This window comes from Micromonospora sp. WMMD1120 (assembly GCF_029626235.1).
Lineage (GTDB): Bacteria > Actinomycetota > Actinomycetes > Mycobacteriales > Micromonosporaceae > Micromonospora.
Window position 1 is genome coordinate 2,948,276 of the sequence record NZ_JARUBO010000005.1, and the last position, 11,888, is coordinate 2,960,163.

At 71.8% G+C, this 11,888-nt stretch carries 9 protein-coding genes; 3 read left to right on the forward strand and 6 right to left on the reverse strand.

Features of this window, described 5'->3' with window-relative positions:
* Positions 1 to 239 precede the first annotated feature (239 nt).
* Positions 240 to 1,457 carry a threonine--tRNA ligase gene (gene thrS, locus O7634_RS13965; protein ID WP_278150552.1) on the forward strand — a complete coding sequence of 406 codons (1,218 nt, stop codon included), beginning with the start codon at positions 240 to 242 and terminating at the stop codon, positions 1,455 to 1,457.
* 20 nt (positions 1,458 to 1,477) lie between these two features.
* On the opposite strand, the gene O7634_RS13970 is transcribed toward thrS, so the two are convergent.
* From O7634_RS13970 to O7634_RS13990, 5 genes are all read right to left on the reverse strand, one after another.
* Positions 1,478 to 3,523 carry an ABC transporter ATP-binding protein gene (locus O7634_RS13970; protein WP_278150553.1) on the reverse strand — a complete coding sequence of 682 codons (2,046 nt, stop codon included), beginning with the start codon at positions 3,521 to 3,523 and terminating at the stop codon, positions 1,478 to 1,480.
* On the reverse strand, positions 3,520 to 5,253 hold the full coding sequence (locus O7634_RS13975; RefSeq protein ID WP_278150554.1) for an ABC transporter ATP-binding protein: 1,734 nt from the start codon (positions 5,251 to 5,253) through the stop codon (positions 3,520 to 3,522). The genes O7634_RS13970 and O7634_RS13975 overlap by 4 nt, the downstream gene beginning before the upstream one ends.
* The gene (locus O7634_RS13980) at positions 5,247 to 5,729 is read right to left on the reverse strand and encodes a MarR family transcriptional regulator (RefSeq protein WP_278150555.1); all 483 of its coding nucleotides are present in this window, start codon (positions 5,727 to 5,729) and stop codon (positions 5,247 to 5,249) included. Before O7634_RS13980 ends, O7634_RS13975 begins: the two co-directional genes overlap by 7 nt.
* Before the next feature lie 257 nt (positions 5,730 to 5,986).
* Positions 5,987 to 7,426, reverse strand: a complete 1,440-nt coding sequence (locus tag O7634_RS13985; RefSeq protein ID WP_278150556.1) for a GuaB1 family IMP dehydrogenase-related protein — start codon at positions 7,424 to 7,426, stop codon at positions 5,987 to 5,989.
* A gap of 137 nt (positions 7,427 to 7,563) precedes the next feature.
* Positions 7,564 to 8,160, reverse strand: a complete 597-nt coding sequence (locus O7634_RS13990; protein WP_278150557.1) for a LysE family transporter — start codon at positions 8,158 to 8,160, stop codon at positions 7,564 to 7,566.
* Between the two features lie 69 nt (positions 8,161 to 8,229).
* Between O7634_RS13990 and O7634_RS13995 the strand changes: the two genes are divergently transcribed.
* Complete coding sequence (locus O7634_RS13995; protein WP_278150558.1) at positions 8,230 to 9,123, forward strand: LysR family transcriptional regulator ArgP; 894 nt, start codon at positions 8,230 to 8,232, stop codon at positions 9,121 to 9,123.
* 133 nt (positions 9,124 to 9,256) lie between these two features.
* Here O7634_RS13995 and O7634_RS14000 read toward each other — a convergent pair whose 3' ends face one another.
* Complete coding sequence (locus tag O7634_RS14000; RefSeq protein WP_278150559.1) at positions 9,257 to 11,008, reverse strand: biotin carboxylase N-terminal domain-containing protein; 1,752 nt, start codon at positions 11,006 to 11,008, stop codon at positions 9,257 to 9,259.
* A gap of 138 nt (positions 11,009 to 11,146) precedes the next feature.
* Here O7634_RS14000 and O7634_RS14005 point away from each other — a divergent pair, with 138 nt between their 5' ends.
* Positions 11,147 to 11,758 carry a PadR family transcriptional regulator gene (locus O7634_RS14005; RefSeq protein ID WP_278153967.1) on the forward strand — a complete coding sequence of 204 codons (612 nt, stop codon included), beginning with the start codon at positions 11,147 to 11,149 and terminating at the stop codon, positions 11,756 to 11,758.
* Positions 11,759 to 11,888: the final 130 nt, after the last annotated feature.

The window sequence follows — 11,888 nt, forward strand, 5'->3', positions numbered from 1 at the left end:
CCCGCGCCGGCGGCCCGCCCATCCCGTGCCACCGCAAATCCGGGTGCGCTCCTGATCGCCCCACAGCTACTGTCGCGGTATGCGTGCGGCGGCATCCTCGACGACGACGCCGGGTGTTCCCGGCGCGCCGCTCTGACGCAACCATCGTCGACCAGGCCCCGGGGCGATCCGCCCCCGAGGGCCGCGCGCCGTTCGGAGTTCAGGTCGCCTCCGGGTCGTACCCGATCCAGGAGCCCGACATGATCGACCACCGTAGGCTCGGCCGTGAGCTGGACCTCTTCGTCTCCGATTCGCTGGCCGGCGCCGGCCTGCCGATCTGGCTGCCCGCCGGAGCCGCCGCCCGGCACGCCGTCGAGGAGTACGTCCGGGAGTTGGAACGCCGCTCCGGCCACCAGCACGTCTACTCGCCGCCGCTCGGCAAGCGGGAGCTGTTCGAACTCTCCGGCCACCTCGGCTACTTCGCCGACGACATGTTCCCGCCACTGCGGCTCGGCGCCGACGACGAGTTCGTGCTCCGGCCGGCGCTCTGCCCGCACCACGCGCTCGTCTTCCGGGCGCGCGGGCGCTCCTACCGGGAGCTGCCGTTGCGGATCGCGGAGCTGGGCGGGATGTACCGCTCGGAGCGCTCCGGGGTGCTCGGTGGGCTGTCCCGGGTACGCGCCATCTCGCTCAACGACGCGCACACCTTCTGCGCCCCGGAGCAGGTGGGCGCGGAGGTCGCCGAGATCCTCGGGCTGATCCGGACCGCGCACGCCGCGCTCGGCGTACGACCGGCGGGGTTCCGGCTGTCGCTGCGCGGGCCGGGCGCGAAGTACGCCGGCGACGACGCGCAGTGGGCCCGCGCCGAGGACCTGCTGCGGGGCGCGCTGGCCGGGGTGGAGTACGTCGAGGCGCCGGGCGAGGCGGCGTTCTACGGTCCGAAGATCGACATCCAGATCGTCGACGCCGCCGGCCGGGAGTCCACCCTCTCCACCATCCAGGTGGACTTCGACAAACCGGAGCGGTTCGACCTGTCGTACACCGACTCCGACGGCAGCCGGCGTCGGCCGGTCATGCTGCACCGCAGCCTGGTCGGCAGCATGGAGCGGCTGTTCGCGTACCTCATCGAGGTGCACGAGGGCGCGTTCCCGGCCTGGTACGCCCCCGTCCAACTGGTGGTGCTGCCGGTCGACGGCGGGCAGGCGGACGCGGCGGCCGACCTGGCCCGGCGGGCCGTCGACGCCGGTCTGCGGGTCGAGGTGGACGTCGCCGGTTCGCTGGGCGCCCGGGTACGCGACGCGGCCCGCCGCCGTGTCCCGTACCTCGGGGTGGTGGGCGCCCGGGAGGCGGCGCGGGGCGATGTCGCGCTGCGACCGCGCGGCGGCCGCGCCCTGGACCCGATGCCCGCCGACGCCGCGCTGGCGATGATCGGGCGGCAGGTCGCCACCCGCGCGACCGACCTGCTGCCGGCGGACTGACCCGCCCACCGGTCTCATCGTCAGACCGCCGCCGGTTGGGTGGTGGCGGCCGGTTCCTCGTCCACCACCGCGCCGGAGAACTGCGAGCGGTACAGCCTGTGGTACGCGCCCTCGGCGGCGAGCAGCTGCTCGTGGGTGCCCTGCTCGACGATCCGGCCGTCCTCCATCATCAGGATCAGGTCGGCGTCGCGGATGGTGGAGAGCCGGTGCGCGATGACGAAGCTGGTCCGGTCCGAACGCAGCGCGGCCATCGCCCGTTGCAGCAGCACCTCGGTACGGGTGTCCACCGAGCTGGTGGCCTCGTCGAGGATGAGCAGCGACGGCTCGGCGAGGAACGCCCGGGCGATGGTGATGAGCTGCTTCTCGCCGGCGCTGACGTTGCTGCCCTCCTCGTCGATGACAGTGTCGTAGCCGTCGGGCAGGCTGCGGACGAACCGGTCCACGAAGGTGGCCCGCGCCGCCGCGACGATCTCTTCCTCGGTCGCGTCCGGGCGGCCGTAGGCGATGTTGTCGCGGATGGTGCCACCGAACAACCAGGTGTCCTGGAGCACCATGCCGATCCGTCCGCGCAGGTCGTCGCGGCGCATCGTGGTGATGTCCACCCCGTCGAGGGTGATCCGGCCGGCGTCCAGCTCGTAGAAGCGCATGACCAGGTTGACCAGCGTGGTCTTGCCGGCCCCGGTCGGGCCGACGATGGCCACCGTGTGCCCCGGCTCGGCGACCAGCGACAGGTCGTCGATGAGCGGCTTGTCCGGCTCGTAGCGGAACGAGACGTGCTCGAACTCGACCCGGCCGTGCGGGTCGGTGACCCGGGCCGGCTGGACCGGGTCGGGGGTCTGCTCGTCGGCGTCGAGCACCGCGAAGACCCGTTCGGCCGACGCCACCCCGGACTGGAGCAGGTTGGCCATCGACGCGAGTTGGGTGAGGGGTTGGGTGAACTGGCGGGAGTACTGGATGAACGCCTGCACGTCACCGAGGCTCATCGTCCCGGAGGCGACCCGCAGACCACCGACCACGGCGATCGCCACGTAGCTCAGGTTCCCGATGAACATCATCGACGGCATGATGATCCCGGAGATGAACTGCGCCCCGAAGCTGGCCCGGAACAGCTCCTCGTTCTTCGCGTGGAACGCGGCCTCCACCTCGCGCTGCCGGCCGAAGACCTTCACCAGCTCATGACCGGTGTACGCCTCCTCGATCTGGCCGTTCAACTCGCCGGTGTGCGTCCACTGGGCCACGAACTGCTTCTGCGAACGCTTGGCGATGCGCTGGGTGACCAGCACCGACAGCGGTACCGCGACCAGTGCCACGAGGGCCAGCAGCGGCGAGATCCAGAACATCACGGCCAGGACGCCGACGACCGTCAGCAGCGAGGTGAGCAACTGGCTGAGTGTCTGCTGGAGACTCGTGGAGATGTTGTCGATGTCGTTGGTGACCCGGCTGAGCAGCTCGCCCCGGGGCTGCCTGTCGAAGTAGGGCAGCGGCAGCCGGTTGAGCTTCTCCTCCACCTCGGCGCGCAGCCGCAGCACGGTGCGCTGCACCACCCCGTTGAGCAGCCAACCCTGCCACCAGGACAGCAGGCTCGCCGCCAGGTAGAGCCCGAGCGCCAACAGCAGCACCCGGGCGAGGGCGTCGAAGTCGATGCCCGTCCCGGGCACCACGTCCATCCGGGCGAGCATGTCGGCGAAGCTCTCGTTGCCGTTGGCACGGGCGGCGGCGACGGCCTGTTCGGTGGTGGTGCCCGGCTCCAGCCGCCGACCGAGCACGCCGCTGAAGATGAGGTCGGTGGCGTGGCCGAGGATCTTCGGCCCGGCCACGCTGAGGCCGACGCTCACCACGGCGAGGGTGATGATCGCCACGAGGTGCAGGCGGTGCGGGCGCAGCCGGCCGAGCAGGCGTCGGGCCGACGGCCCGAAGTCCATCGACTTCTCCGCCGGCATGCCGGCGCTCATCCACGCCGGACCACCGCCCGGCCGGCCCGGCGGCAACCGCTTCGGCGTCCGCGCGTCGCCGCCAGGCTTCTGACTGGGTACGGCCGGGGTCCGCGGCGCGTCCTGCCCGCTCATGCCGCCACCTCCGCCGTCTGCTGCGAGGCCACGATCTCGGCGTACGTCGGGCAGGTCTCCAACAGTTCCGTGTGCCGTCCCACGCCGACGACCCCTCCGTTCTCGAGTACGACGATCTGGTCGGCGTCGATGATCGTGGAGACCCGCTGGGCCACGATCACCACCGCGGACTCCGCGGTGACCGGCCGCAGCGCCGCCCGCAGCCGCGCGTCGGTGCCGAGGTCCAGCGCGGAGAACGAGTCGTCGAAGAGGTAGATCTCCGGTTGCCGGACCAGCGCGCGGGCGATGGCCAGCCGCTGCCGCTGCCCACCGGAGACGGTGGTGCCGCCCTGGGCGATCGGCGCGTCCAGCCCGCCGGGCATCTGGGCCACGAAGTCCCGAGCCTGGGCGATGTCCAGGGCCGTCCACAACTCCTCGTCGGTGGCGTCCGAGTTGCCGTACCGCAGGTTGCTCGCGATCGTGCCGGTGAACAGGTACGGCCGCTGCGGCACCAACCCGATGCGCCGCCACAGCTCGTCGGGTTCCCACTCGCGGACATCCACCCCGTCCACGAGCACCGCGCCCGCCGTGACGTCGACGAGCCGGGGGATCAGCGACAGCAGTGTCGTCTTGCCGGCGCCGGTGCTGCCGATGATCGCCGTGGTGGTGCCCTTGGCGACCCGGAAGGAGACGTCCCGCAGCACCGGGTCGGCCGCCCCCGGGTACTGGAAGCGCACCCCGCGCAGCTCCAACTCGGCGCGGGTGGGCAGGTCGGTGACCGGCGCGGTGGCGGGGACCACCGACGAGTCGGTGTCCAGCACCTCGACGATGCGCTCGGCGCAGACCGCCGCCCGGGGGACCATCATCAGCATGAAGGTGGCCATCATGACCGCCATCAGGATCTGCATCAGGTATTGCAGGAAGGCGGTGAGCGCACCAACCTCGATCGCGCCCGAGTCGACCCGCTGCGCCCCGAACCACAGCACGGCCACGCTCGACACGTTCAGCACCAGCATGACCACCGGGAAGATCAACGCCAGCAGGCGGCCGGTGCGCAGCGCGGTGGCGGTCAGGTCGGCGTTGGCCACGGCGAAGCGGTCCGTCTCGTACGGTTCGCGGACGAAGGCGCGGACCACCCGGATGCCGGTGATCTGTTCGCGCAGCACCCGGTTGACGGTGTCGATGCGGGTCTGCATCAGCCGGAAGCCCGGCACCATCCGGCGGATGATCGCGCCCAGGGCGATGGCCAACACCGGCACGCTGACCAGCATCAGCCAGGACAGCCCGATGTCCTCACGCAGCGCCATGAACACGCCGCCGACGCTCATGATCGGTGCGGCGACCAGCATCGTGCAGCTCATCAACACGAGCATCTGCACCTGCTGGACGTCGTTGGTGTTGCGGGTGATCAGCGACGGCGCCCCGAACCGGGCCACCTCCCGGGCGGAGAACGTGTTGACGTGCCCGAACAGCGTGGCGCGGACGTCGCGGCCGAAGCCCATCGCGACCCGGGCGCCCAGGTAGACGGCGGCGATCGAGCAGGCGATCTGGACCAGGCTGACCAGCAGCATCCAGCCACCGGTCTGGACGATGTAGTCGGTGTCGCCCCGGGCGACGCCCCGGTCGATGATGTCCGCGTTGAGGCTGGGCAGGTAGAGCGAGGCCATGGTGCCCACGAACTGGAGCAGCACCACCGCCAGCAACGGTCGTCGGTAGGTGCGCAGTTGGTCGCGCAACAGTCGGATCAGCACGCGGGATCCCTCGGTTCGGTGGGTCGTCCGGCCATCCGGGGGTCGTCTCCGCTGCCGATGACCTCCAGCAGGAACTCACGGATCACCTGAGCCTTCGCCGGGTCGGCGTCGACCGAGGTGAGCGGGCGGCCGGAGTGCATGAGCGCGCTGAGCGCCGCCGCCCGTTCCCTTCCGGCGGGGGTGAGGGCGATCCGCACGCTGCGCCGGTCGTTGCCGTCGCGCTGCCGTTCGACAAGGCCGTCCCGCTCCAACGTGTCGACGATGCCGGTGAGGGTCGCCGGGCGGACGAACCCCTTCTCGGCGACCTTGCGGTGCGGCAGCTCACCGTGCCGGGCGAGCGTCATCAGGGTGACCATGCCGGCCTGGGTGAGGCCGTGCTCCTCGGCGAGGTGGCGGTTCCACCGCTGCCCGACGAGGTGCCCGGCAACCACCAGCAGCCGTCCCAGCGGCACATCTTGAAGGGTGACGAGTTCCACGGATGCAGATTAGCCCCCTGATAGTCAGGGGCCAAACGAAATAGCGACAGCGGTGGCGACGAACAAGACGTGCAGACCAGCCCCCACCCCCGCCCCCGCCCCCACCCCGCCCCCGCCCCCGCCCCCCGCCCCCGCCCCCGCCCCCGTCGATCATGAAGTTATGACCAGGACACGCCGAGGCTAGGGGCCATAACTCCATGATCAACCGGGGATGGGCGGGTGGGGCGGGCGGGGGCAGGGTGGGGGACTGGGTGGGGTTACCAGCTGGTGGGGAGGGGCATGCCTTCGGTGAAGCCGGCGGCGCTCTGTACGCCGACGATCGCGCGCTCGTGGAACTGGGTCAGGTCGCGGGCTCCGGCGTAGGTGAAGGCGCTGCGGACCCCGGCGATGATCTCGTCGATCAGGTCCTCGACACCCGGGCGGGCCGGGTCGAGATACATCCGGGCCGAGGAGATGCCCTCCTCGAAGACGGCCTTGCGGGCCCGGTCGTACGGGCTGTCGTCGGCGGTACGGGCGCTGACCGCCCGAGCCGAGGCCATCCCGAAGCTCTCCTTGTACCGCCGGCCGTCCGCGTCGGTGTAGAGGTCACCGGGGGACTCGTAGGTTCCGGCGAACCACGAGCCGATCATCACGTTCGACGCGCCGGCCGCGAGGGCGAGCGCCACGTCACGGGGATGCCGGACCCCGCCGTCGGCCCACACGTGCCGGCCCAGTTGGCGGGCCGCAGCGGCGCAGTCGAGCACCGCGGAGAACTGCGGACGCCCGACCCCGGTCATCATCCGGGTGGTGCACATCGCGCCCGGGCCGACGCCGACCTTGATGATGTCCGCGCCCGCCTCGACCAGGTCGCGTACGCCCTCGGCGGTGACCACGTTGCCGGCCGCCACCGGCACCCCCGGGTCGAGCTTGCGAACCGCCTGGAGCGCGGAGATCATCCGGGCCTGGTGGCCGTGGGCGGTGTCCACGACGAGCGTGTCCACTCCGGCCTCCAGCAGCGCGGCGGTCTTGCCGGTCACGTCGCCGTTGATCCCGACGGCCGCCGCGATCCGGAGCCGCCCCCGGTCGTCGACGGCCGGCGTGTAGAGGGTTGCCCGCAGCGCGCCCTGCCGGGTCAGCACCCCGACCAGGCGACCGTCGTCGTCCACCACCGGAGCGAGTCGACGCCGGCCCGCCGAGAGCCTGTCGAAGCCGGTCCGCGGGTCCGCGTCCGCCGGAACGGTGTGCAGCTCCGTGGACATCACGTGCCGTAGCTGTGCGAACCGGTCCACCCCGGTGGTGTCGGCCTCGGTGACCACGCCCATCGGGCGACCGTCGTCGTCGACCACGATCACCGCGCCGTGTGAGCGCTTGGGCAGCAGGTGGATCGCGTCGCCCACGGTCTCGGTCGGGCCGAGCGTGATCGGCGTGTCGTAGACCAGGTGCCGCTGCTTGACCCAGGCGACGACGTTCGCCACCACCTCGATCGGGATGTCCTGGGGGATCACCGTGATGGCGCCCCGGCGGGCGACCGTCTCCGCCATCCGCCGGCCGGCGACGGCGGTCATGTTCGACACCACGAGCGGGATCGTGGTGCCGGTCCCGTCGGCGGTGGAGAGGTCGACGTCGAGCCGGGAGCCCAGGTCGGAGCGGGCCGGCGCCATGAAGACGTCGGTATAGGTCAGGTCGTGCGCGGGAACCGCGCCGTGAAGGAACCGCACCCGGCCATCATTCCCGCTCGTGGGCGGTCCCGCCGCCGGTGGTCGCGGAAAACACCCACCTCACCGGCGTCACCGGTGTCACCCCGGCGGGGTCCGGTCAGCCGGCCGGGAGCGCCCCCGGTGAGCCCGGCCACCGGTCAGCCGGCTACGAGCGCCACGGCCAGCCCGGCCATCAGGACGGCGATGGCCGCGTCCAGCACCCGCCAGGCCGCGGCGCGGGCGAGCAGGGGCGCGAGCCGCCGCGCACCGACACCGAGCGCGGTGAACCACACCGCGCTGGCCGCGACCGCGCCGGCTCCGAACACCCAGCGGTACGGATGCTGCTGCGCCACACCGCCGAGCAGCAGCACGGTGTCGAGGTAGACGTGCGGGTTCAGGTAGGTGAAGGCGGCGCAGGCGAGCAGTGTCGCGCCCAGCGTGGCCGGTGGCCGTTCGGTCGGCACCAACGTTCCGGGACGCAGCGCGCGGCGGGCGGCGAACCCCGCGTAGCAGAGGAGGAACGCCGCACCGCCCCACTTGATCGCCGTCAGGAGTCCCGGCCGGCCGGTGACCAGCGTCCCGACCCCGGCCACACCCGCCATGATCAGCAGAGCGTCGGACGCGGCGCAGGTGAGCACCACCGGCACCACGTGCTCACGACGAAGGCCCTGGCGCAGGACGAAGGCGTTCTGCGCGCCGATGGCGACGATGAGCGCGATGGAGACCGAGAAGCCGGCGACGGCGGAGGTGAGCACCAGGCCACGCTAGGGGGGTCGGCTGACACCAGTCCAACTAAAGATTTTCACCGAACATAAGCTCTGCTGATGGAAGGTCTCGACTCGGCACAACTCCGTACGCTCGCCGCGGTGGTGGCGGAGGGCAGCTTCGACGCGGCGGCGCGGCTGCTGCACGTCACGCCGTCGGCGGTCAGCCAACGGATCAAGGCCCTGGAGGAGGCCGTCGGCCAGGTGTTGGTCCGCCGCGTCCGACCCTGCGTGGCCACCGAGGCGGGTCGGCCGTTGCTGCGCCTGGCCGGTCAGCTGGCGCTGCTCGAACGGGAGGCGCTGGCCGATGCCCGGGGTCCCCTGGCCGGCGGTGGCCTGGTGCGGGTCGCGGTGGTGGTCAACGCGGATTCGCTGGCCACCTGGTTCCCCGCCGCGCTGGCCCGACTGCCGCAGCGGGCCGGGCTCTCCTTCGACCTGCGCCAGGACGACCAGGACCACACCGCCGAGCTGCTTCGGGACGGTTCGGTGACAGCGGCGGTGACCGCCCAGCGGGAGGCCGTGCAGGGCTGTCGGGTGCAGCGGCTCGGGGCGATGCGCTACCGCGCGCTGTCCACACCGGAGTTCGCTGCCGACCACTTCGCGGCGGGTTTCACCGCCGAGGCGGTGGCCGGCGCGCCGCTTCTCGTCTTCGACCGTAAGGACCGGGTGCAGCACCGCTTCATCCGGGCGGTGACCGGCCGGCCGCTCGACCCGCCGGTGCACTACGCGCCCTCGGTGCCGGGCCTCAGCGAGCTGATCCGGCTCGGACTGGGCTGGAGCATGGTGCCGGAACAGATCGCCGAAGCCGACCTGGCCACCGGCCGCTGCGTGGACCTCGCGCCGGGCCGGCACCTGGATGTCCCGCTCTACTGGCAGCACTGGCGGTTGGCGTCGAACGTGCTGACCGCCCTGACCGCCGCCGTCCGGGCGGTGACCACCGAGCGCCTGCGCTGACCGCCGTCGTCCCGGGCGGCCGGCGCCGAGCGCTGGCAGCGAGCGCCGAGCGCTGGCAGTAAGCGCCGAGCGCTGGCAGCGAGCGCCGAGCGCTGGCAGTAAGCGCGGAGCGCTCGCAGCGAGCGCCGACGGCTCAGGCGATGGTGCAGATCGGAGCGCCGGCGGTGATGGCGGCACCCACCTCGGCGGTCAGGCCGCCGACCGTGCCCGCCTTGTGCGCGTGCAACGGCTGCTCCATCTTCATCGCCTCCAGCACCACGACCAGGTCGCCCTCGGCCACCGTGTCGCCGTCCGCGACCGCGATCTTGACGATGGTGCCCTGCATCGGGGAGGTGAGCGCGTCGCCGCCGACGGGGGCGCCGGCCTTGGCGCCGCCCCCGCGCCGGGTCGGCCGACGGGATGCGGGTGCCGCTGTGGTCGTACTCCCGCCGAAGCCGGCGGGGAGGCTGACCTCGAGGCGCTTGCCGCCGACCTCGACCACGACGGTGTCGCGTTCGGCCGGCGCCTCGGCGGCGCCGGCGGTGGCGACGAACGGCGCGACGGTGTTGTGGAACTCGGTCTCGATCCACCGGGTGTGCACGGTGAACGGTTCGGCGGTGAAGGCCTCGTCCCGGACGACCAGCCGGTGGAACGGCAGCGCGGTGGCCATCCCGTCGACGACCATCTCGTCGAGCGCGCGGCGGGCACGCTCCAACGCCTCGGTCCGCGTCTCGCCGACGATGATCACCTTGGCCAGCAGCGAGTCGAAGTTGCCGCCGATCACGTCGCCGGCCGAGATGCCGGTGTCCACCCGCACACCCGGGCCGCTCGGCAGCCGCAGCGCGGTGACGGTGCCCGGGGCGGGCAGGAAGTTGCGGCCCGGGTCCTCGCCGTTGATCCGGAACTCGATGGCGTGCCCGCGCGGCGTCGGGTCCTCGGTGATCCGCAGCTTCTCACCGTCGGCGATCCGGAACTGCTCGCGGACCAGGTCGATGCCGGCGGTCTCCTCGGTGACCGGGTGCTCGACCTGGAGCCGGGTGTTGACCTCCAGGAAGGAGATCGTGCCGTCCCGGCCGACCAGGTATTCCACGGTGCCCGCACCGTGGTAGCCGGCCTCGCGGCAGATCGCCTTGGCGCTGTCGTGGATCTGGGCACGCTGGGCGTCGGTGAGGAACGGCGCCGGGGCCTCCTCGACGAGCTTCTGGTGCCGTCGTTGCAGGGAGCAGTCGCGGGTGCCGACCACGATCACGTTGCCGTGCTGGTCGGCGAGGACCTGTGCCTCGACGTGGCGGGGCTGGTCCAGGTAGCGCTCGACGAAGCACTCGCCCCGGCCGAACGCCGCGACCGCCTCCCGGGTGGCCGACTCGAAGAGCTGCGGGATCTCCTCCATCGTCCGGGCGACCTTGAGGCCGCGCCCACCACCACCGAACGCGGCCTTGATGGCGACCGGCAGGCCGTGGTCGGCGGCGAACGCGATCACCTCGTCCGGGCTCGCCACCGGGTCCGGGGTGCCGGGCACCAGCGGCGCGCCGGCCCGCTGGGCGATGTGCCGGGCGGTCACCTTGTCGCCCAGGTCACGGATCGCCTGCGGGGTGGGGCCGATCCAGGTCAGCCCGGCGTCGGTGACCGCCTGGGCGAAGTCGGCGTTCTCACTGAGAAACCCATAACCCGGGTGTACGGCGTCCGCGCCGGACCGGGCGGCCACGTCGAGGAGCTTGTCGATGCGCAGGTAGGTGTCGGTGGCGCTGTCGCCGCCGAGCGCGTAGGCCTCGTCCGCCAGGGTCGCGTGCAGGGCGTCGCGGTCGGAGTCCGCGTAGACGGCGACGCTGCCCAGGCCGGCGTCGCGGCACGCGCGGATCACCCGGACGGCGATCTCGCCGCGGTTGGCGATGAGTACCTTGCGCACCTCGTGGCTCCTCCCCGGCAGGTTACTGACCGGGAGTGTATCGGCCACCCCGCTGACCCTAACGATCGCTCAGTGTGGGATGGGGCACTCCGGTTAGTCAAACTTGGCTATTACGCTTGCTGAGTGTCTTCGACTCGGATGATGATCCTCGGTCTGGTGCGGTGGATGCAGCCCGTGCACGGCTACGACGTACGCCGTGAGCTGTTGAGCTGGAGCGCCGACAAGTGGGCGAACGTGCAGCCCGGATCGATTTATCACGCCCTGCGCAAACTCACCGAGGAGGGGTTGCTGCGGGCCGTGGCCACCGAACAGGTCGGTGCCCGTCCGGCTCGTACCACCTACGAGGTCACCCCCAAGGGTGAGGACGAGTTCGAGACGTTGCTGCGCAACCTGTGGTGGAACTTCTCCGAGCCGATCGACCCGTTCACCGCGGCCTTCTCCTTCCTGCCCGCCATGCCACGCCCCGAGGCGGCGGCGGCGCTGCGCAACCGGGCCAACCTGCTACGGGCCGGCATCGAGTCGATGCGGGCCTCGCTCGGCTCGGACTGGGTGCGCAACACCAAGCCGGTACATGTCGGGTGGATGTTCGAGCTGTGGTCGGCGCGGGCCGAAGCGGAGATGACCTGGTGCGAGCGGATCGCGGAACGCATCGAATCCGGTGTGTCGTACCTGCCTGCTGAGCTGGAGAACGCGGAAGGTTGGTCGGGGTGGCGCAGCGGCGACGGGAAGCGCGAGGCGTCAGGCGAATAATCAACGTTGACTAAAAAAGCTATATCGCGTTAGCCTGCTGGTGCACAGCGGGGGAGTGCGCCGTTCGGCGTCGTCCCACTCGACGGCCGGCCCCGACCGGCCGACCGACACTCGACGGCCGGCACGGCCG